The sequence below is a fragment of the Streptomyces sp. NPDC046925 genome (genome assembly GCF_040644915.1).
Lineage (GTDB): Bacteria > Actinomycetota > Actinomycetes > Streptomycetales > Streptomycetaceae > Streptomyces.
The window spans coordinates 347356-368210 of sequence record NZ_JBEYWZ010000003.1 but is presented as its reverse complement, the minus strand read 5'-3'; the positions used below and the strand labels follow the sequence as shown (position 1 = coordinate 368210).

Below are 20855 nucleotides of genomic sequence, written 5' to 3'. Positions count from 1 at the left end.
TAGGCGTCGGCAGCGTTCAGGGCGAGGCCCCCAGTACTCCTGGGGGCCTCGCCCTTTTGTGCGTCAGTACCTTTTGTGCGTCAGCACACAACGCAAAAGGCCCGGCCCCGCCAGGTTTTCTGGCGGGGCCGGGCCTTCGCTGCTGTCCGGTGCGGTTACGCCTTGCGGAGGCGGAACGTCAGGGACAGGGACTCGTCCGTGAACGTCTCGCCGTACGCGTCGTCCGCCTCGCCCTGCTCGAAGTCCGTGGCAAGGACCTCGTCCGCGATGAGCTCGGAGTGCTCGGACAGGGCCGTGATCACGGCCGGGTCCGTGGAGGTCCAGCGCAGGGCGATCCGGTCCGCGACGTCCAGGCCGCTGTTCTTGCGGGCCTCCTGGATCAGGCGGATCGCGTCACGGGCCAGGCCCGCCCTGCGCAGCTCCTCCGTGATCTCCAGGTCGAGGGCGACCGTGGCACCGGAGTCGGACGCCACCGACCAGCCCTCGCGCGGGGTCTCCGTGATGATGACCTCGTCCGGGGCCAGCGTGATCTTCTCGCCGTCGACCTCGACCGACGCCGTGCCCTCGCGCAGGGCCAGGGACAGCGCGGCGGCGTCCGCGTCGGCGACGGCCTTGGCGACCGCCTGGACGCCCTTGCCGAAGCGCTTGCCGAGCGCGCGGAAGTTGGCCTTGGCGGTGGTGTCCACCAGTGAGCCGCCGACTTCGGAGAGCGACGCGAGCGAGGAGACGTTCAGCTCCTCGGTGATCTGGGCGTGCAGCTCCGGGTTGAGGGTCTCGAAGCCCGTGGCCGCGATCAGGGCGCGCGACAGCGGCTGGCGGGTCTTGACGCCCGACTCGGCGCGCGTGGCGCGGCCCAGCTCCACCAGGCGGCGCACGAGCACCATCTGCCGGGAGAGGTCCGGGTCGATCGCCGACAGGTCGGCCTCGGGCCAGGACGTCAGGTGGACCGACTCCGGGGCGTCAGGGGTGACCGGCACCACCAGGTCCTGCCAGACGCGCTCGGCGATGAACGGCGTCAGCGGGGCCATCAGGCGGGTGACCGTCTCCAGGACCTCGTGCAGGGTGCGCAGGGCCGCCTTGTCGCCCTGCCAGAAGCGGCGGCGCGAGCGGCGTACGTACCAGTTGGAGAGGTTGTCGACGAACGTGGACAGGAGCTTGCCCGCACGCTGGGTGTCGTAGCCCTCCAGGGCCTGCGTGGCCTGGTCGGTGAGCGCGTGCAGCTCGCTGAGCAGCCAGCGGTCCAGGAGCGGGCGGTCGGCGGGCGCCGGGTCGGCGTCGCTGGGGGCCCACTTCGACGTACGTGCGTACAGGGCCTGGAAGGCGACCGTGTTCCAGTACGTGAGGAGCGTCTTGCGGACGACCTCCTGGATCGTGCCGTGGCCCACCCGGCGGGCCGCCCACGGGGAGCCGCCGGCCGCCATGAACCAGCGCACCGCGTCGGCGCCGTGCTGGTCCATGAGCGGGATGGGGTCAAGGGTGTTGCCCAGGTGCTTGGACATCTTGCGGCCGTCCTCGGCGAGGATGTGGCCGAGGCAGACCACGTTCTCGTACGACGACTTGTCGAAGACCAGGGTGCCGACGGCCATCAGCGTGTAGAACCAGCCGCGGGTCTGGTCGATGGCCTCCGAGATGAACTGCGCCGGGTAGCGCGACTCGAAGAGCTCCTTGTTCTTGTGCGGGTATCCCCACTGCGCGAACGGCATCGAACCGGAGTCGTACCAGGCGTCGATGACCTCGGGGACGCGCGTCGCGGTCTCCTGGCAGGTCGGGCAGGGGAAGGTGACCGCGTCGATGTACGGGCGGTGCGGGTCGAGGTCCGACTGGTCGGTGCCCGTCAGTTCGGAGAGCTCGGCGCGCGAGCCCACGCACGTCAAGTGGCCTTCCTCGCAGCGCCAGATGGGCAGCGGGGTGCCCCAGTAGCGGTTGCGGGAGAGGGCCCAGTCGACGTTGTTGGTCAGCCAGTCACCGAAGCGGCCGTGCTTGACCGAGTCCGGGAACCAGTTGGTCTTCTCGTTCTCCTGGAGGAGGCGGTCCTTGACGGCCGTCGTGCGGATGTACCAGGACGGCTGCGCGTAGTAGAGGAGCGCCGTGTGGCAGCGCCAGCAGTGCGGATAGCTGTGCTCGTACGGGATGTGCTTGAAGAGCAGACCGCGGTCCTGGAGGTCCTCGGTGAGCTTTTCGTCCGCCTTCTTGAAGAAGACGCCGCCCACGAGCGGGACGTCCTCCTCGAAGGTGCCGTCGGGACGCACCGGGTTCACGACCGGGAGGCCGTACGAGCGGCAGACCTTGAGGTCGTCCTCACCGAAGGCGGGGGACTGGTGGACCAGACCCGTGCCGTCCTCGGTGGTGACGTAGTCGGCGTTGACCACGAAGTGCGCGGGGGCGGGGAACTCGACGAGCTCGAAGGGGCGCTGGTAGGTCCAGCGCTCCATCTCGGCGCCCGTGAAGGTCTGCCCTGTGGTCTCCCAGCCCTCGCCGAGCGCCTTCTCGACGAGCGGCTCGGCGACGACGAGCTTCTCTTCGCCGTTCGTCGCGACCACGTACGTGACGTCCGGGTGCGCGGCGACCGCGGTGTTGGAGACGAGGGTCCACGGGGTGGTCGTCCACACCAGGAGGGCCGCCTCGCCCGAGAGGGGGCCGCCGGTGAGCGGGAAGCGGACGAAGACGGAGGGGTCGACGACCGTCTCGTAGCCCTGCGCGAGCTCGTGGTCGGAGAGGCCGGTGCCGCAGCGCGGACACCAGGGGGCGACGCGGTGGTCCTGGACCAGGAGGTCCTTGTTGAAGATCTCCTTCAGGGACCACCAGACCGAGTCGACGTACTCGGGGTTCATCGTGCGGTACGCGTCGTCGAGGTCGACCCAGTACCCCATGCGGGTCGTGAGGTCGGTGAAGGCGTCGGTGTGCCGGGTCACGGACTCGCGGCACTTGGCGTTGAACTCGGCGATGCCGTACGCCTCGATGTCCTTCTTGCCGTTGAACCCGAGTTCCTTCTCGACCGCGAGCTCGACGGGCAGGCCGTGGCAGTCCCAGCCGGCCTTGCGGGCGACGTGATAGCCCCGCATGGTGCGAAAGCGCGGGAAGACGTCCTTGAAGACGCGGGCCTCGATGTGGTGGGCGCCCGGCATGCCGTTGGCGGTGGGCGGGCCTTCGTAGAACACCCACTCGGGGCGGCCCTCGGACTGCTCGAGGCTCTTGGCGAAGATCTTCTGCTCGCGCCAGAAGTCGAGCACGGCATGCTCGAGGGCGGGCAGGTCGACCTGGGCGGGCACCTGGCGGTACTGCGGCTGCGTATTCAACGGCTGCGTGTTCAACGCGCTTCCTCCGGCGGACGATTCCGTTCCGTCGGAGGGACGAGAGCCCTTGTCGCGCTCCCGCGGTACCACCCTCCTTGGCCTCCCCGACGCGTGTGGCGCACGGAAAAGCCCCCTCATTGGGGTCGCGATGCCGGGTCTACTGGCCTGCTGCGGACCCTGGGGTCCACTGCCGGCGGTTCTTCCGGCGGCTCCGGGGTGATCTTCGCGTCGTGCCTGCCCCCGGGCTCACACCGTCCCCGGGTCGCTCATGGCCGCGTACGCCGCTACTCGTCCCCATCCACGCTTCTCGCTGCGCCCAGTGTACGGGGCCGGGGCGGGCCGGGCCGACCGGTTTTCCGGCGGTCCCGCGGGGCCCTGGAGCGCGCTTCGGGCGAGGCGGCCGGGACGGCGGGGACTGACCCGAATGGCGACATGCGCGGCGCCGGGATCCCGGGCCGTCGCGCCCGGCGGATTACCGGGCGGGGAGCTGGGCACAACGCATGCATGCTCGCCGCGCGGCACCCGTCAGGCGGGCGGATGAGGCGGCGTGCCCCGTTGCCGCGGGCTCCGAGTCGATTTATCGTCCCAGCACGATTGCGCGAGCAAGATCACAATATGTGAAGGGGCCGCGGCCATGGTGGCGAAGAAGACCGCCGTACAGCGTTCGGCGTCGGGCAGAGCCACGGGCGAGAAGGCCGCGGCCGAGACGACGACGAAGACGACCAAGACCACGAAGAAGACGGCCGCCAAGAAGGCCGTGGTGAAGAAGGCGGCGGCCAAGAAGGCCGTCGCCAAGAAGGCGGTCGCCAAGGTCGCCGACGCCGGCAGGAAGACAGCGGCCGGGCAGGACGCGGCCAAGGAGACCGCGGCCGAGGAGTCCACCGCGGCGAAGGAGGCACCCGCGGCGAAGAAGGCCCCGGCGAAGAAGACAGCCGCGAAGACAGCCGCCAAGAAGAGCACGGCCGGCAAGAGCACGGCCAAGAAGACGGCTGCCACGGCGGCCGAGGGTGCGGCTCAGGCCGCGGAGACGACAGGAGCCACGACAGTGGTTACGAAGAAGACTCCGGGCACGGCGACGGCAGCGGAGCAGCCGACGGCGGTGCCCAAGGCACGTGTCGCGGCCGCGGAGCCCGGTGAGCTCGCGGTCCGCCCCGGCGAGGACCCCTGGACCCCGGATGAGGTCGCGGAGGCCCGCGCTGAGCTCCAGAGCGAGGCGCTGCGGCTCGGGGCCGAGATCTCCTCCTCCGAGGACGCCCTGGCGGGTCTGATGCGGGACTCCGGGGACGGCGCGGGCGACGACGAGGCGGACACCGGCACCAAGAACATCACGCGGGAACACGAGATGTCCCTCGCCGCCAACGCGCGCGAGATGCTCGACCAGACCGAGCGCGCCCTGGAGCGTCTGGACGCCGGGACGTACGGCATCTGCGAGAACTGCGGCAATCCGATCGGCAAGGCGCGGATGCAGGCCTTCCCCCGGGCGACCCTGTGCATGGACTGCAAGCAGAAGCAGGAACGGCGCTACTGAAGGCGGCCTGACCACCTGCTGCCGTACGTATGTGCCGTACCCTCGTCCCCAGTCAGGTACCTAGGTTGAGGGACTCACGTGGCAGAGGCGGAGCGCATCATCGGTACGCCGGACATCCCCGAGGCGGCTGGGCAGGACGAGGCCGGGGACGAGTCGGCCTCGAAGGACGGGCGGACCCCGGCCGGCGAGTCCGACGAGCACGCCTCGCCGGACGAGAAGCCGGGCAAGGGCAAGCGCAAGATCCTCGTCCTGTTCGCGGTGGCCGTCCTCGCGTACGCCCTGGACCTCGTCAGCAAGATGATCGTCGTCGCGAAGCTCGAGCACCACGAGCCGATCGAGATCATCGGCGACTGGCTCCAGTTCAACGCCATCCGTAACGCGGGCGCCGCGTTCGGGATCGGCGAGGCCTTCACCGTGATCTTCACCGTCATCGCGGCGGCCGTGATCGTGGTGATCGCGCGCCTGGCCCGCAAGCTCTACAGCCTGCCCTGGGCGATCGCGCTCGGCATGCTGCTCGGCGGCGCCCTGGGCAACCTCACCGACCGGATCTTCCGGGCCCCCGGCGTGTTCGAGGGCGCGGTGGTCGACTTCATCGCGCCGAAGGGCTTCGCGGTCTTCAACCTCGCGGACTCGGCGATCGTGTGCGGCGGCTTCCTGATCGTGATCCTGTCGTTCCGCGGCCTCGACCCGGACGGGACCGTCCACAAGGACTGAGGCCGGGTCCCCGGCAGGGGGCTCGTGGTGCGGGAGTGTCGGTGGCCTCCTGCATACTCAATGGGTGAGCACGATTCCCGAGATCCGTACCCTGCCCGTGCCGGACGGCCTGGAGGGCGAGCGCGTCGACGCCGCCATTTCCCGCATGTTCGGTTTTTCCCGCACGAAGGCCGCCGAGCTCGCGGCCGCAGGCAAGGTGATGGTCGACGGCAGCGTGGTCGGCAAGTCCGAGCGCGTGCACGGCGGCGCCTGGCTCGAGGTGGAGATGCCGCAGGCGCCCGCCCCGGTGCAGATCGTCGCCGAGCCCGTCGAGGGCATGGAGATCATCCATGACGACGACGACATCGTCGTGATCGTCAAGCCGGTGGGCGTGGCCGCGCACCCGAGCCCCGGCTGGACCGGCACCACCGTGATCGGCGGCCTCGCCGCCGCCGGGTATCGCATCTCGACCTCCGGAGCCGCCGAGCGCCAGGGCATCGTGCACCGCCTCGACGTGGGCACGTCCGGTCTCATGGCCGTCGCCAAGTCGGAGCGGGCGTACACGTCGCTGAAGCGCCAGTTCAAGGAGCGCACGGTCGACAAGCGCTACAACGCGCTCGTGCAGGGCCACCCCGACCCGATGAGCGGCACGATCGACGCCCCCATCGGCCGCCACCCGCAGCACGACTACAAGTGGGCGGTCACGGCCGAGGGCAAGCCCTCCGTCACGCACTACGACCTCATCGAGGCCTTCCGCGCCGCCTCGCTGCTCGACATCAAGCTGGAGACGGGCCGCACGCACCAGATCCGCGTGCACATGGCGGCCCACCGGCACCCCTGCGTGGGCGACCTGACGTACGGCGCGGACCCCACGCTCGCCAAGCGGCTCGGCCTCACCCGCCAGTGGCTGCACGCCGTGCGGCTCGGCTTCGAGCACCCCGGTGACGGGCGGTGGGTGGAGTTCGAGAGCACCTACCCGGACGACCTCCAGCAGGCGCTCGACCGGGTGCGGGCAGAGAGCTCATGAGCACCGGGGTCACCTGCCGGGTCGCGGCCGGGCCCGATGACCTGGAGGCCTGCTTCGGGGTCCGCAAGGAAGTCTTCGTCGTCGAGCAGCAGGTCCCCGAGGACCTGGAGTACGACGCGTACGACGCCGGGGCGGTGCACGTCCTTGCGGTCCGCGACGACGGGCTTCCGCTGGGCGCGGGCCGCCTGCTCACCGGCGAGGCGGCCGCGGCGAAGAACGGCGGCGACCCCGGGGTGGGCGCGCTCGGCCGTCTCGCGGTGACCCGGGCCGCGCGCGGACTGGGCATCGGCGCCGCCCTGGTGGGGGCCATCGAGGACGCGGCACGCGCGCGTGGGCTCACCGCGGTCGACCTGCACGCCCAGACACATGCCCTCGGCTTCTACGAACGGCTCGGTTACGCGGCCTACGGCCCCGAGTTCCAGGACGCCGGGATCGCGCACCGGGCGATGCGCAAGACGCTGGGCTGAGACAGCGGAGACACAGGACCGGCCGGGCGGGGCGCCGGAGGGGCATTGACCCGGTATGCGGTGACGCGTGGCAGGGTTGAGGTCTTGATCGTCCGAGTCCCGAACCGCCGGAGGACGCACCGTGGATCAACTGGCGCTGCTGCTCATTCTGCTGCTCGGCGCCGTGGTGACGGTGCCGCTGGGCGAGCGGCTGGGCCTGCCCGCGCCCATCCTCATGACGCTGGCCGGGATCGCCCTGGCCTTCGTCAGCTGGGTCCCGAACATCGAGCTGCCGCCCGACTACATCCTCCCGCTGGTCCTTCCGCCCCTGCTGTACGCGTCGGTCCAGCGCACCTCCTGGCGGCAGTTCGCGGCCAACAGACGCCCCATCTTCCTGCTCGCCGTGGCCCTCGTCTTCGTGACGACCGCGGCGGTCGCCGCGATGGCGGGCTCCGTCGTCCCCGGCCTGCCGATTGCCGCGGCCGTGGCGCTCGGCGCGCTCGTGGCGCCGCCCGACCCGGTCGCCGCGACGGCCGTTGCGGGGTCGCTCGGGCTTCCGCGGCGGCTCGTGTCGATCCTGGAGGGGGAGGGCCTCTTCAACGACGTCACGGCGATCGTGCTCTACCACGTGGCGATCGCGGCGGCCGTCAGCGGGACGTTCTCGTGGCCCTCCGCGGTGGGGCAGCTCGTGCTCTCCGGGGTGGTCGCCGTCGCCATAGGAATCGCGCTCGGCTGGCTCACCAACAAGCTCATGGGGCTGCTCGGCGAGGCCACCCTGCAGACCGGCCTGACGCTCCTGGTGCCCTTCGTGAGCTATGTCCTCGCCGAGGAGCTGATGGGCTCCGGCGTGCTCGCCGTACTGACCACCGCGCTCTACCTCGCGGAGAACGGCGCCGACGCCGACGACGTGCTCGGCCGGATCACCGGACAGACGTTCTGGCAGATCGTCGACACCCTGGTCACGGGTGTCGCCTTCGGGCTCATCGGGCTCGAACTGCACAACGTCTTCGGCACGGCCAACGGCCGTGAGCTGCAGATGATCGGCTGGGGCGGTGCGGTCGTCGCGGTCGTCGTCGGCGTACGCCTGATGTGGCTGCTGCCCGCCACCTGGCTCGCCAAGCGGCTGCACAAACTGCGGGACTACGACGAGGACATCCCGACGACCTGGCGCGAGACCGTCGTCATGTGGTGGTCCGGGATGCGGGGCGTGGCGTCGGTCGCCCTCGCCCTCGCCATTCCGCTCAAGACGGAGAACGGCGATCCCTTCCCGGCCCGCGACGAGATCATCTTCATCGCCTTCTGCGTCATCATGGCGACCCTCGTCGTCCAGGGCCTGACCCTGCCCTGGCTGGTCAGGAAGCTCGGCGTGCGGGCGGACACCGACGCCGAGCGGGCCATCGAGCGCGAACTCGCCATCAGGGCGGCCAAGGCGGCCAAGCGCCGCCTGAAGGAGATCGAAGAGGTCGAGGAGCTGCCCGAGGATCTTTCGGAGCGGCTGCTGCGCGGGGCCTTCGACATCGGGGCCAGGATCAGCCCCGACATCGTGGACGACGAGCGCCGCGAGCGGTACTCCAAGCGCGCGACGCGTCTCAAGGCGGTCCAGCGCATCCAGCGCGACATGATGTCGGCCGCCCGCCACGAGATCCTCGCCGCACGCAGCGAACCCGGCGCCGATCCGGAGATCGTCGACCGGGTCCTGCACCATCTCGACGTACGCAGCCTGCGGTCCTGACGGCTCAGCCGCGGCCCGTGCGCGGCACGATCGGCGGCGGCGGATGCGGGTGGTCGTCCTCCGGCGGCAGTTCGGCCCAGGCGGTGTTGACCCGCGGCAGCGCGTACGCGTGGTGCTCGGTCAGCCAGCGGATCAGCTGCTCGCGGACCGTGACCCGCACCGTCCAGATGTCGTCCGCGTCCTTGGCGGTCACCAGGGCGCGGACCTGGATCGTGTTCGGCGTCGTGTCCGTGACCGCGAGGCCCCAGTCCCTGCCGTCCCAGGCGGCGCACTCGCGCAGGATGTCCTGGAGCTTCTCGCGCATCTCGATGATGGGCGCGGTGTGGTCCAGCTGGAAGAAGACCGTGCCGGTCATCTGGGAGCCGCCGCGCGACCAGTTCTCGAAGGGCTGGGAGACGAAGTACGACACCGGCATCGTGATCCGGCGCTCGTCCCAGGTCCGCACGGCGAGGAAGGTCAGGGTGATCTCGTCCACGGTGCCCCACTCGCCGTCCACGACGACCGTGTCGCCGATCCGCACCATGTCGCCGAAGGCGATCTGCAGGCCCGCGAAGAGATTGGACAGCGTGGACTGGGCGGCGACACCGGCGACGATGCCGAGAACACCGGCCGAGGCGAGCAGTGAGGTTCCGGCGGCCTGCATGGCCGGGAAGGTGAGCAACATCGCACCGACGGCCACGACGCCGACGATCGCGGTCACCACCCGCTGGATGAGGGTGACCTGCGTACGCACGCGGCGGACCCGGGCCGGATCGCGGTGGGCGCCCGCGTAGCGCGCGTACGTGGACTCGACGATGGCCGTCGCGATACGGACCAGGAGCCAGGCCACGGACCCGATGAGGACCAGGGTCAGGGTTTGTGCGATTCCCGCGGAGTGATCCTTGGCGATCTTTGCTTGTTCGAAGGAGCCGCGCAGCAGGGCGGCACACATGACGAGTTGGAAGGGGAGCCGGCAGCGGCGCAGCAGACCCCACAGTGGGTTGTCGGGGTGGCGGTCATCGGCACGGCGCAACAGCACATCGGCCAGCCAGACGACGGCCAGCGTGATCACGACCGAGCCGCCGACCACGATCAACGGACGCAGTACGTTCTCCATGCCCCCGAGGGTAAGTGGCACGATGGCCCCATGGACATCATGCTTTTCCACTCGACGCACGGGCTGCGGCCCGCGGTGCACGCGGCGGCCGACCGGCTGCGCGCGGCGGGCCACGAGGTGTGGACGCCCGATCTGTTCGAAGGGCGCACGTTCGACACCGTCGAGGAAGGCATGGCCTTCAAGGACGAGCTCGGCAAGGACGAGCTCCTGAAGCGGGCGATTCTGGCCGCCGCGCCCTACTCCGAGCGGGGTCTGGTCTACGCGGGCTTCTCGTTCGGCGCGGCGACCGCGCAGACCCTCGCGCTCGGCGACGCCAAGGCCCGCGGCCTGCTGCTCCTGCACGGCACGTCGGACATCGCGGAGAGCGCGACGGTGGACGAGCTGCCGGTGCAGCTGCACGTCGCCGAGCCGGACCCGTTCGAGACGGACGACTGGCTGAGCGCGTGGTACCTCCAGATGGGCCGCGCCGGCGCCGACGTCGAGGTCTACCGCTACGCGGGCGCGGGCCACATCTACACCGACCCCGACCTGGACGACTACGACGCCGAGGCGGCGGAGGCGACATGGCGGACCGCGATCGGCTTCCTGGAGACGCTGTAGCGGCAGCGGCGGGAGCCGTCGCTCACGGGCGCGTGCAGCGTCCCACCGGGGCGCTCGCGGGCGGTTTGCACAGCAGGCCGAAGTCGTCGCCGCTGGAGCTGATGTAGCGCCCGGCGCAGTCGTCGTCGGTGGTCCTGCCGTGCTCGGCGCAGAACCGCAGGGCGGCCCGGCCGTCCGCGAAGGGCCCGGGAGCGTAGATCACCCAGAAGCCGGCCCGCAGCGAGCCGTAGTCGTCGCTGCGCAGGTATCGCGCGCCGGGCACGTCCTCGCGCACGACCGCGAGCCTGTGGTCGCGCACGTCCGTGCCCGAGCTGACGGGTTCGGAGGAGAGCTGGGCGATCCAGCTGCCCGAAGCGGGCGGTGCGCCGGGGGAAGGCGACGTGGTGGGGCTCTTGTTCCCGTCCGGGCTCTCGGGGGCCTTGATGGGGTCCGGCGAAGCCTTGGCCGACGCCCCGGGCGACGCGGCCCCGCCGCCCTTGCCCTCCGCGCCGTCCTTCCCCGATCCGTCGCGCAGCGCGAGCAACAGCGCGCCCCCGGCCACCAGGGCGAGCGCCACGGCGACCGCCGCGACGATGGCGGGCGCACGTCTTCGGGGCGCGGCGGGCGGCGGTACCACGGCGTCGGACGGCGGGAGCACGGCGTGCGACGGCGGGACCACCGACGTCGGGACCACCGGCCGGTCCGTGATCTCGGTCGGCTGCCGGGAGATGCCGTCGGCCACCGCGGCGAGCATCGCGTCGAGCCGCTCGGCGTCCGCTCGCAGCGCCGGGTCGCGCACCAGGAGCGCGGCCAGGACCGCAGTGAGCGGCCCCGAGCGGGCGGGCGGCGGCACCGGGTCGTCGAGGACGGCGGCGAGCGTGGCGAGGGTCGTGGCGCGGCGCAGCGGGCTGATGCCCTCCGCGGCGAGGTAGAGGACGATGCCGAGCGACCAGAGGTCGGCCGCCGCGCCCTGGTCCGTGCCGCGGATGCGTTCGGGCGCCATGTACTCCGGTGAGCCGATCAGGTCGCCGGTCGCGGTGAGCTGGTCGGCGCCGAGCAGCGAGGCGATGCCGAAGTCGGTGAGGACCACGGAGGGGCCCCCGCCGCCATGGACCTCGTCCCGCAGCAGCACGTTCGCGGGCTTCACGTCCCGGTGCAGGATGCCCGCCGCGTGGGCGACGCGCAGCGCCGAGAGCAGCTGGCGGCCGATGCGCGCGGCCTCTCGCGGCGTCAACGTGCCCTGCTCCAGGAGATCCTGCAGCGTGCGCCCCGGGAGCAGCTCCATCACCAGCCACGGGTGCGGGCCCGCGTCCACGATGTGGTGGATCGTCACGACATGCGGGTGGTTGAGGCGGGCGAGCGCCCTGGCCTCGCGCAGCACCCGCTCGCGCAGGACGCGCGACTGCTCGTCCGTCAGCTCGTGCCGCGCGGGCCGCACCTCCTTGACGGCCACCTCGCGGTGCAGCACGGTGTCGCGCGCCCGCCACACCGTGCCCATGCCCCCGCTGCCGAGCCGTTCGAGCAGCTCGAAACGGCCGTCCACCACATCCCCCGGGTCGCTCATGCCGTCAGAGTAGAGGGCGCCCCAGGGAGCCGCGCATGTGACCCGGTCAGCGCACGGGGGCGGACGCCCGCTCGACCTTCTGGGTGCCGCTGAGGGTGCGGTACGAACGGGCCCACTTGGACGTCGCCCTCGGGTCCTTGCGGTCGGACAGGACGTAGTAGTCCATCTGCGAGCGCTCGGCGGTGACGTCGAGGACGCCGTAGCCGTGCGAGTCCATGTCCAGCCACTTCACGTGGCGGTTGGCCGCCTTCACCGCGCCCACCGCGACCAGCGAGAGGGTGTGCGGGGCCACGTGCAGGAGGTCGTCCACGTTGTCCGAGGTCACGGAGGTGACCACGAACTCCGTCGCCGCGGAGGGCGATCCGGGGTACGTGGCGGCCCGTACCGGCACGTCGTTCGCCCAGGCCATGTGGATGTCGCCGGTGAGGAAGACCGTGTTCCGGACGGCCTTGTCGACCAGGTGCGCGATGAGCTCCTTGCGGTCGTCGGTGTAGCCGTCCCACTGGTCGCCGTTGACGGCCAGGCCCTCCTTGGGCAGGCCGAGCAACTCCGCGATGGGTTCGAGCAGATGGGCCGGTACGGAGCCGAACGCGACCGGCGAGATCATCACCGAGGTGCCGACCAGCTTCCAGGAGGCGTCGGACGCGGCGAGCCCCGCCTTCAGCCAGTCGAGCTGGGCGCGGCCCGTGATCGTACGGTCCGGGTCGTCCACGTCACCGCTGCCGAAGCCCGCCTGCTGGGAGCGGAAGGAGCGCAGGTCGAGCAGGTGCAGATCGGCCAGCTTGCCGAAGCGCAGCCGGCGGTAGACGGTCCCTTCGGTGGACGGGCGTACGGGCATCCACTCGAAGTACGCCTGCTTGGCGGCCGCCATGCGCTGTGCCCAGCCGCCCTCGGTCTCGGGGGAGTGGTTCACCGCGCCGCCCGACCAGGTGTTGTCGGCGAACTCGTGGTCGTCCCAGATCGCGATCAGGGGGTGCACGGCGTGCATCGCCTGCGCGTCCGGGTCGGTCTTGTGGACGCCGTGCCGGACGCGGTAGTCGGCGAGGCTGATGATCTCGTGCCGCGGCTCGTGCTGCCGCACCCCGTACTCGGCGGCCGGGTATTCGCCGCTCTTGTACTCGTAGATGTAGTCGCCGATGTGCAGCACCGCGTCGAGCTCGGTGCGGGCGGCGAGATGGCGGTAGGCGGAGAAGTAGCCCGCTTCCCAGTTGGCGCAGGACACCACGCCGAAGCGGACACCGGGGGCCGACGCCTCGTGCGCGGGCGTGGTGCGGGTGCGGCCGACGGGGGAGTGCGCGTCCCCCGCGGAGAAGCGGAAGTAATAGGTGGTGGCAGGGCTCAGGCCCCTTACGTCCGCCTTGACCGTGTGGTCGGCAGCGACCCGCGCGGTGAGGCTGCCGCTGCCGACGACGCGGGTGAAGCCCTTGTCCTCGGCGACCTCCCACCGCACCTCGGTGTCGGGGCCCGTGCCGGAACCCGGCGTGGCCTCCGGTACCGGTGTCACGCGGGTCCACAGCAGGACGCCGTCGGGCAGCGGGTCGCCCGAGGCGACCCCGTGGTGGAACGCGGGCCCCTCGGCGGCATGGGCGAGGGGAGCTGCGGCGAGCGGCGCGAGGGCCGCGGTGGCGGCAGCGGCCTTGACGACCGTACGGCGGCGCGGAGCCGCGGAGTTGAGCGATCTGTGGGCGCTGTTTCGACTGGTCACGGGCGATCACCTTACTGATCGGTAATCGCCAAGAGCGGGCGAACGGTGAAACGTTCGCCCGCTCTTCGGTGAAGTGCGTCAGCCCTTGAGCGCCGCGTCGATCGCCGTCTTGTAGTCCTCGACGGTCGAAGGAGCGTTCTTCTTGTCGGGGCCGGTCAGCTTCTTGCCGTCCATGACGAAGGAGGGGGTGCCCTCCACGCCGTCCTTGTTGTCGTCGAACTTCTTCGACATCTCAAGGGCCCAGCGGTCGTACGTGCCGTTCTTGACGTCCTTCGCGAAGGTCTTGCTCTTCTTGAGCTCGGGGACCTGGTCCGCGATCTTGGTCAGGTACGAGTCGTCCTTGAACTTGTCGGTGGTCTCCTCGGGGTGGTTCTCCTTGGAGAACAGCGCCTTCTTGTAGTCGAGGAAGGCCTGGTCGCTCACGTTCAGGGCGGCACCGAGCGCGCTGAGCGCGTTCTTGGAGCCCTCGCCGGTGAGGTTGCGGTCGAGGAAGCTGGCCCCGATGAACTGGATCTTGTACTTGCCGTCCTTCAGGTCCTTCTCGACCGTCGGGCCGACGGTCTGCTCGAAGCTGGCGCAGACCGGGCAGCGCGGGTCCTCGTAGACCTTGAGGGTCTTCTTGGCGCTGTCCTTGCCGAGGACGACGGTCGTGCCCTGCGTGCCCTCGGAGTTCGCCGGCTTGACGAGCTTCTCGTCGGCGGCGGCCTCCCAGTGACCGGGCTTGTTGGCCTGCATGACGGCGTAGCCGATGCCGCCCGCGATCGCCAGGACCGCGACGACGGATACGCCGACGATCATCGACCGCTTCCGCTTCTGCCGCTTGCGCTCGGCTTCCTGCTGGGCGCGGATCCGCTCGCGGGCCGCCGACTTGGCCGCCTGGCTGTTGCGCTTGCTCATGATGATGTTCTCCGTAGGAATGACGTGCGTGGGGACGGTGGTGCTCAGGCGAAGGCGGCCGAGCACGGCGGTCCACGCCGTCCCACGAAGTGCACGAGAAGCCGGGTCCGCGCGGTCCGCACCCGGCGGGCGGGCCGCGGAGCGCGGCGGACGGGCCGCGGGCGGATGCTCACCGCGGCGACCGCCACGAGCAGCGGCCGGAAGGTGGAGGCCCCCACCGCGCGCAGCAGCTGGGCCAGGGCACGCTCGCCGCGCCGCAGCCAGAACGCCGCGAGCAGGCCGACCCCGATGTGCGCGCCGAGCAGCAGCCAGGCGGCGCCCGGCTCGGCGTCGGCGAGCAGCACGGCGGCGCGGTGTCCGTCGCCGCCGGTCATCTGGGCCAGCGGTGTGCCGACGCTGCCGCCGCCGCACAGCACGTCGAAGCCGACGGAGCGCAGCGGACCCGCGACGGGCCCGCCCGCCTGGCCGTAACAGACGTGCTGCCCCGTGGTGAACACGGTGTCGGCGGCCAGCTCGAGCGGGATGAGCAGGGCGGCGATGCGGCCGTAACCGCGCTCGCGCCCCGCAAGGGCGTACGCGATGACGAAGACCGCGGCGGCGATCACGGCGACGGTGGGCAGCGGCAGCGGGGCGCGCGAGAGCAGCACGTGCGACGCGGCGGAGAGCGTCACGACGAGCGTCGTGAAGAGCGCCGCGCGCACGGCTCTGAGCTGGGTCCCGGATATGTCCATCGCGAAGCCGAGTGTGCCATGTGCTCCCGTAAGGCAGCCCTAAAGGGTGCCTATGAGTCACACGGCGTCCTCTTCGTGCCTACAGACCCGGAATCCGGCCGTTGCGGAAGAGGTCGACGAAGATCTGGTGGTCCCTGCGGGCCCGTGCGCCGTACTCGTGGGCGAAGTCGACGAGCAGGTCGGCGAAGCCCTCCTCGTCCGCCGCGATGGCGGCGTCGATGGCGCGCTCCGTGGAGAACGGGACCAGGTCCGAGTGGCCGCTCTCGTCGTCCGCGGCGGAGTGCATCGTGGCGGTGGCGCGGCCCAGGTCGGCGATGACCGCGGCGATCTCGTCCCAGTCGTCGATGTCCGACCAGTCCAGGTCCACCGCGTACGGAGAGACCTCGGCGACCAGCTGACCGGCGCCGTCCAGCTCGGTCCAGCCGAGCCACGGGTCGGCGTGCGCCTGGAGCGCGCGCTGCGAGATGACCGTGCGGTGGCCCTCGTGCCGGAAATAGTCACGGGCGGCCCCGTCGGTGATGTGCCGCGAGACGGCCGGGGTCTGGGCCTGCTTGAGGTAGATCACGACGTCGTTCTCCAGGGCGTCGCTGTTGCCCTCGAGGAGGATGTTGTACGACGGCAGGCCCGCGGAGCCGATGCCGATGCCGCGGCGTCCGACGACGTCCTTGACGCGGTACGAGTCGGGGCGGGTGAGCGAGGACTCCGGGAGCGTCTCCAGATAGCCGTCGAAGGCGGCGAGCACCTTGTAGCGCGTGGCCGCGTCGAGCTCGATGGAGCCGCCGCCGGGCGCGAAGCGGCGCTCGAAGTCGCGGATCTCCGTCATGGACTCCAGGAGCCCGAAGCGGGTCAGCGAGCGCGCGTCGCGCAGCGCGTCCAGGAGCGGGCCCTGGGCGGTGTCAAGGGTGAAGGGCGGCACCTCGTCGCTCTTGGCGCCGGTCGCCAGGTCGTGGATCCGCTCGCGGTACGCCGTCGCGTAGATCCGGACGAGGTCGGTGATCTGCTCGTCGCTGAGCGCCTTCGTGTACCCGATCAGGGCCACGGAGGCGGCGAAGCGCTTGAGGTCCCAGGTGAAGGGGCCCACATAGGCCTCGTCGAAGTCGTTCACGTTGAAGATCAGGCGGCCCTGGGCGTCCATGTACGTGCCGAAGTTCTCCGCGTGCAGGTCGCCGTGGATCCACACCCGTCCCGTGCGCTCGTCCAGGTACGGACCGCCGTGCTGCTCGCGCTCCAGGTCCCCGTAGAAGAGGCAGGCCGTGCCGCGGTAGAAGGCGAAGGCGGAGGCGGCCATCTTCCGGAACTTCACGCGGAACGCGGCGGGGTCCGCGGCCAGCAGCTCGCCGAACGCGGTGTCGAAGACGGAGAGGATCTGCTCGCCGCGCTGCTCAGCGGTGGGCTGCGGGTCCGACATCGCGGGGTGCCTCCTGGTACAGGGTCGTGCTCGACCTGTGGGACGGGTGTTCCGAACATTTGGGACAGGTGTTCCGACCTGTCCAACGCACGACGGTACCCCCGAGTGCCCGTCGGTTGTCAGCGCTCCGGATTAGACTTCCACGCTGTCCCCCCAGACTGCCCGCAGTCCGTTGCCCGATGTTCTCCGGAGGCCTCCCGCCGTGACCAAGCCGCCCTTTACGCACCTCCACGTCCACACCCAGTACTCGCTGCTGGACGGTGCCGCGCGGCTCAAGGACATGTTCAACGCCTGTAATGAGATGGGCATGACGCACGTCGCCATGTCCGACCACGGCAACCTCCACGGGGCGTACGACTTCTTCCACTCCGCGCAGAAGGCGGGCGTCACGCCGATCATCGGCATCGAGGCGTATGTGGCCCCCGAGTCACGCCGCAACAAGCGGAAGATCAAGTGGGGCCAGCCGCACCAGAAGCGCGACGACGTGTCCGGTTCGGGTGGTTACACCCACAAGACGATCTGGGCGTCGAACAGCACCGGCCTGCACAACCTCTTCCGGCTCTCCTCGGACGCGTACGCCGAGGGCTGGCTGCAGAAGTGGCCGCGCATGGACAAGGAGACGATCTCCCAGTGGTCGGAGGGCCTGATCGCCTCCACCGGCTGCCCCTCCGGAGAGCTCCAGACTCGGCTGCGCCTGGGCCAGTTCGACGAGGCGGTGAAGGCCGCCGCCGAGTACCAGGACATCTTCGGCAAGGACCGGTACTTCCTGGAGCTGATGGACCACGGCATCGACATCGAGCGCCGGGTCCGCGACGACCTGCTGCGGGTCGGCAAGAAGCTCGGCATCCCGCCGCTGGTGACGAACGACTCGCACTACACGTACTCCCATGAGTCCGTCGCGCACGACGCCCTGCTCTGCATCCAGACCGGCAAGAACCTCTCGGACCCGGACCGCTTCCGCTTCGACGGCACCGGCTATTACCTGAAGTCCACGGACGAGATGTACGCCATCGACTCCTCGGACGCCTGGCAGGAGGGCTGCCGCAACACCCTCCTGGTCGCCGAGCAGATCGACACCACCGGGATGTTCGAGAAGCGCGACCTGATGCCGAAGTTCGAGATTCCGGAGGGCTTCACCGAGGTCACCTGGTTCCAGGAGGAGGTCCGGGTCGGCATGGACCGCCGCTACCCGGGCGGTGTCCCCGACGACCGGCAGAAGCAGGCCGAGTACGAGATGGACATCATCATCCAGATGGGGTTCCCGGGGTACTTCCTGGTCGTCGCCGACTTCATCATGTGGGCCAAGAACAACGGCATCGCGGTCGGCCCCGGCCGAGGCTCCGCGGCCGGTTCGATCGTCGCGTACGCCATGGGCATCACCGACCTCGACCCCATCACGCACGGCCTGATCTTCGAGCGGTTCCTCAACCCCGAGCGCGTCTCCATGCCCGACGTCGACATCGACTTCGACGAGCGCAGGCGCGTCGAAGTGATCCGGTACGTGACCGAGAAGTACGGCGCCGACAAGGTCGCCATGATCGGCACGTACGGAAAGATCAAGGCGAAGAACGCCATCAAGGACTCCGCGCGCGTGCTCGGATATCCGTACGCGATGGGCGACCGCCTCACCAAGGCGATGCCCGCCGACGTCCTCGGCAAGGGCATCGACCTCTCCGGCATCACCGACCCCAAGCACCCCCGCTACAGCGAAGCGGGCGAGATCCGGGGGATGTACGAGAACGAACCGGACGTGAAGAAGGTCATCGACACCGCCAAGGGCGTCGAAGGCCTGGTCCGGCAGATGGGCGTGCACGCGGCCGGCGTCATCATGTCCAGCGAGCCGATCGTCGACCACGCCCCGCTGTGGACGCGGCACACGGACGGCGTCACCATCACGCAGTGGGACTACCCCCAGTGCGAGTCGCTCGGCCTGCTCAAGATGGACTTCCTGGGCCTGCGCAACCTCACCATCATGGACGACGCGGTCAAGATGGTGCGCGCGGGCAAGGGCATCGACCTGGAGATGCTCTCGCTCCCGCTCGACGACCCGAAGACCTTCGAACTGCTCTGCCGCGGCGACACGCTCGGCGTCTTCCAGTTCGACGGCGGACCGATGCGCTCGCTGCTCCGCCAGATGCAGCCCGACAACTTCGAGGACATTTCCGCCGTCTCGGCCCTGTACCGTCCGGGCCCGATGGGCATGAACTCGCACATCAACTACGCGGAGCGCAAGAACGGCCGCCAGGAGATCACGCCGATCCACCCGGAGCTCGAAGAGCCCCTGAAGGAGACGCTCGGCCTGACCTACGGCCTCATCGTGTACCAGGAGCAGGTGCAGAAGGCCGCGCAGATCATCGCCGGTTACTCGCTGGGCGAAGCCGACATCCTGCGCCGTGTGATGGGCAAGAAGAAGCCCGACGAGCTGGCGAAGAACTTCGTCCTCTTCCAGGAGGGAGCGAAGAAGAACGGGTACTCGGACACCGCGATCCAGGCCCTGTGGGACGTCCTGGTCCCCTTCGCCGGATACGCCTTCAACAAGGCGCACTCCTCCGCGTACGGCCTCGTCACGTACTGGACGGCCTACCTCAAGGCGAACTACCCCGCCGAGTACATGGCCGCGCTGCTCACCTCGGTGAAGGACGACAAGGACAAGTCGGCCATTTATCTGAACGAGTGCCGGCGCATGGGCATCAAGGTCCTGCCGCCCAACGTGAACGAGTCCGTGCACAACTTCGCCGCCCAGGGCGACGACGTGATCCTCTTCGGCCTGGAGGCCGTCCGCAACGTCGGTACGAACGTCGTCGAGTCGATCGTCCGCTCCCGCAAGGCCAAGGGGAAGTTCGCCTCCTTCCCGGACTACCTCGACAAGGTCGAGGCCGCCGCCTGCAACAAGCGGACCACGGAGTCGCTGATCAAGGCGGGCGCCTTCGACACCATGGGGCACACCCGCAAGGGCCTCACCGCGCAGTACGAGCCGATGATCGACAACGTCGTGCAGGTCAAGCGCAAGGAAGCGGAAGGGCAGTTCGACCTCTTCGGGGGGATGGGCGACGAGGGCGGCGGGGACGAGCCGGGCTTCGGGCTCGACGTGGAGTTCTCCACCGACGAGTGGGAGAAGACCTATCTCCTCGCCCAGGAGCGGGAGATGCTCGGTCTGTACGTCTCCGACCACCCGCTCTTCGGCCTGGAGCACGTCCTGTCCGACAAGGCCGACGCGGGCATCGGCCAGCTCACCGGCGGTGACTACTCGGACGGCTCGATCGTCACCATCGGCGGCATCATCTCCGGCCTCCAGCGCAAGATGACCAAGCAGGGCAACGCCTGGGCGATCGCGACCGTCGAGGACCTCGCGGGCTCCATCGAGTGCATGTTCTTCCCGGCGACCTACCAGCTGGTGTCGACGCAACTCGTCGAGGACGCCGTGGTGTTCGTCAAGGGCCGACTCGACAAGCGCGAGGACGTGCCGCGGCTCGTCGCCATGGAGATGCAGGTCCCCGACCTGTCGAACGCGGGCACCAACGCGCCCGTCCTGATCACCATCCCGACGGTGCGGGTGACCCCGCCGATGGTCAGCCGCCTCGGTGAGATTCTCAGCCATCACCGGGGCAACAGCGAGGTGCGGATCAAGCTCCAGGGGGCGCAGAAGACGACCCTGCTCCGGCTCGACCGTCACCGCGTGCAACCGGACGCGGCCCTCTTCGGCGATCTGAAGGTGCTGCTCGGAGCGTCCTGCCTGGCCGGATAGGTTCAGACCCACAGGAAGGGGCGCACCCGGATTTCCGGGTGCGCCCCTTCACGCATATACGCCTGTGCGCCCGTCAGTTGTGACCGAAGCGTCGCTGATGCTTGCGGGCGACCTCTGCCGGGCTGCCCTGCGACTGAACCGCGGACTGCACCCGCTGCTCGGCCTGCTCCGCGGACGACTTGGCCTGCTCCTGCGCCTGCTCCGCGGCCGACGCGCGGTTCTGCTCGCCGCCCTGCTTGCGGTTCTTGTTCTTGGCCATAGTGATCTTCCTCCTGAAGGAAATCTGGGGGCCAGGACGCGACCAGATTCACATATGGCGACAAGCTGCGCATTTCAGAGAATTACCGTGCGTAATAAGCCCTGTCGGCGCCCTGCCCGAGAGTGAAGTCCCGATACGCCACGCCGAAGATC

The 20855-nt window shown here is 70.0% G+C and carries 15 protein-coding genes; 7 read left to right on the top strand and 8 right to left on the bottom strand.

Going from position 1 to position 20855, the window contains the following annotated elements; genetic code table 11:
• Positions 1 to 155 precede the first annotated feature (155 nt).
• On the bottom strand, positions 156 to 3296 hold the full coding sequence (gene ileS / locus ABZ906_RS14890) for an isoleucine--tRNA ligase (protein WP_361383173.1): 3141 nt from the start codon (positions 3294 to 3296) through the stop codon (positions 156 to 158).
• A gap of 631 nt (positions 3297 to 3927) precedes the next feature.
• Here ileS and ABZ906_RS14885 point away from each other — a divergent pair.
• The 5 genes from ABZ906_RS14885 (at position 3928) to ABZ906_RS14865 (ending at position 8719) form a co-directional block, all read left to right on the top strand.
• Entirely contained in the window at positions 3928 to 4821 is an 894-nt protein-coding gene (locus ABZ906_RS14885) for a TraR/DksA family transcriptional regulator (RefSeq protein WP_361382003.1), read from the top strand.
• A gap of 78 nt (positions 4822 to 4899) precedes the next feature.
• Complete coding sequence (gene lspA, locus ABZ906_RS14880; RefSeq protein WP_361382000.1) at positions 4900 to 5535, top strand: signal peptidase II; 636 nt, start codon at positions 4900 to 4902, stop codon at positions 5533 to 5535.
• 64 nt (positions 5536 to 5599) lie between these two features.
• Complete coding sequence (locus ABZ906_RS14875; protein WP_361188794.1) at positions 5600 to 6541, top strand: RluA family pseudouridine synthase; 942 nt, start codon at positions 5600 to 5602, stop codon at positions 6539 to 6541.
• Positions 6538 to 7008, top strand: a complete 471-nt coding sequence (locus ABZ906_RS14870; RefSeq protein WP_361188791.1) for a GNAT family N-acetyltransferase — start codon at positions 6538 to 6540, stop codon at positions 7006 to 7008. Before ABZ906_RS14875 ends, ABZ906_RS14870 begins: the two co-directional genes overlap by 4 nt.
• Positions 7009 to 7129: 121 nt before the next feature.
• Positions 7130 to 8719: a Na+/H+ antiporter gene (locus tag ABZ906_RS14865; protein ID WP_361188788.1), complete on the top strand. Its 1590-nt coding sequence runs from the start codon at positions 7130 to 7132 to the stop codon at positions 8717 to 8719.
• Between the two features lie 4 nt (positions 8720 to 8723).
• Here the strand turns inward: ABZ906_RS14865 and ABZ906_RS14860 are convergent, their stop codons facing one another.
• Complete coding sequence (locus ABZ906_RS14860; RefSeq protein WP_361188786.1) at positions 8724 to 9815, bottom strand: mechanosensitive ion channel domain-containing protein; 1092 nt, start codon at positions 9813 to 9815, stop codon at positions 8724 to 8726.
• A 30-nt stretch (positions 9816 to 9845) separates the two neighbouring features.
• Between ABZ906_RS14860 and ABZ906_RS14855 the strand changes: the two genes are divergently transcribed.
• Complete coding sequence (locus ABZ906_RS14855; RefSeq protein WP_361188783.1) at positions 9846 to 10415, top strand: dienelactone hydrolase family protein; 570 nt, start codon at positions 9846 to 9848, stop codon at positions 10413 to 10415.
• 22 nt (positions 10416 to 10437) lie between these two features.
• Here ABZ906_RS14855 and ABZ906_RS14850 read toward each other — a convergent pair whose 3' ends face one another.
• The 5 genes from ABZ906_RS14850 to ABZ906_RS14830 all read right to left on the bottom strand — a co-directional run bounded on the left by ABZ906_RS14850 (position 10438) and on the right by ABZ906_RS14830 (position 16699).
• Positions 10438 to 11958: a serine/threonine-protein kinase gene (locus ABZ906_RS14850; RefSeq protein WP_361381997.1), complete on the bottom strand. Its 1521-nt coding sequence runs from the start codon at positions 11956 to 11958 to the stop codon at positions 10438 to 10440.
• Between the two features lie 46 nt (positions 11959 to 12004).
• Complete coding sequence (locus ABZ906_RS14845) at positions 12005 to 13663, bottom strand: alkaline phosphatase D family protein (RefSeq protein ID WP_361381994.1); 1659 nt, start codon at positions 13661 to 13663, stop codon at positions 12005 to 12007.
• Between the two features lie 78 nt (positions 13664 to 13741).
• The gene (locus tag ABZ906_RS14840) at positions 13742 to 14560 is read right to left on the bottom strand and encodes a thioredoxin domain-containing protein (protein ID WP_361188776.1); all 819 of its coding nucleotides are present in this window, start codon (positions 14558 to 14560) and stop codon (positions 13742 to 13744) included.
• Positions 14561 to 14604: 44 nt separating this feature from the next.
• Complete coding sequence (locus tag ABZ906_RS14835) at positions 14605 to 15291, bottom strand: hypothetical protein (protein ID WP_361188774.1); 687 nt, start codon at positions 15289 to 15291, stop codon at positions 14605 to 14607.
• A 79-nt stretch (positions 15292 to 15370) separates the two neighbouring features.
• On the bottom strand, positions 15371 to 16699 hold the full coding sequence (locus ABZ906_RS14830) for a DUF2252 domain-containing protein (RefSeq protein WP_361188771.1): 1329 nt from the start codon (positions 16697 to 16699) through the stop codon (positions 15371 to 15373).
• Between the two features lie 202 nt (positions 16700 to 16901).
• On the opposite strand from ABZ906_RS14830, the gene dnaE reads away from it, so the two are divergent.
• Positions 16902 to 20444 carry a DNA polymerase III subunit alpha gene (gene dnaE, locus ABZ906_RS14825; RefSeq protein WP_361188768.1) on the top strand — a complete coding sequence of 1181 codons (3543 nt, stop codon included), beginning with the start codon at positions 16902 to 16904 and terminating at the stop codon, positions 20442 to 20444.
• 73 nt (positions 20445 to 20517) lie between these two features.
• Here dnaE and ABZ906_RS14820 read toward each other — a convergent pair whose 3' ends face one another.
• On the bottom strand, positions 20518 to 20703 hold the full coding sequence (locus ABZ906_RS14820) for a hypothetical protein (protein ID WP_361188766.1): 186 nt from the start codon (positions 20701 to 20703) through the stop codon (positions 20518 to 20520).
• Positions 20704 to 20855: the final 152 nt, after the last annotated feature.

What these genes read in the sequence shown, in the direction of transcription:
- ABZ906_RS14885 (WP_361382003.1), top strand. Translation starts at nt 3,928, where the DNA reads ATGGTGGCGAAGAAGACCGCCGTACAGCGTTCGGCGTCGGGCAGAGCC.
- ABZ906_RS14870 (WP_361188791.1), top strand. Translation starts at nt 6,538, where the DNA reads ATGAGCACCGGGGTCACCTGCCGGGTCGCGGCCGGGCCCGATGACCTG.
- ABZ906_RS14860 (WP_361188786.1), bottom strand. Translation starts at nt 9,815, where the DNA reads ATGGAGAACGTACTGCGTCCGTTGATCGTGGTCGGCGGCTCGGTCGTG.
- ABZ906_RS14855 (WP_361188783.1), top strand. Translation starts at nt 9,846, where the DNA reads ATGGACATCATGCTTTTCCACTCGACGCACGGGCTGCGGCCCGCGGTG.
- ABZ906_RS14850 (WP_361381997.1), bottom strand. Translation starts at nt 11,958, where the DNA reads ATGAGCGACCCGGGGGATGTGGTGGACGGCCGTTTCGAGCTGCTCGAA.
- ABZ906_RS14840 (WP_361188776.1), bottom strand. Translation starts at nt 14,560, where the DNA reads ATGAGCAAGCGCAACAGCCAGGCGGCCAAGTCGGCGGCCCGCGAGCGG.
- ABZ906_RS14835 (WP_361188774.1), bottom strand. Translation starts at nt 15,291, where the DNA reads ATGGACATATCCGGGACCCAGCTCAGAGCCGTGCGCGCGGCGCTCTTC.
- ABZ906_RS14830 (WP_361188771.1), bottom strand. Translation starts at nt 16,699, where the DNA reads ATGTCGGACCCGCAGCCCACCGCTGAGCAGCGCGGCGAGCAGATCCTC.
- ABZ906_RS14820 (WP_361188766.1), bottom strand. Translation starts at nt 20,703, where the DNA reads ATGGCCAAGAACAAGAACCGCAAGCAGGGCGGCGAGCAGAACCGCGCG.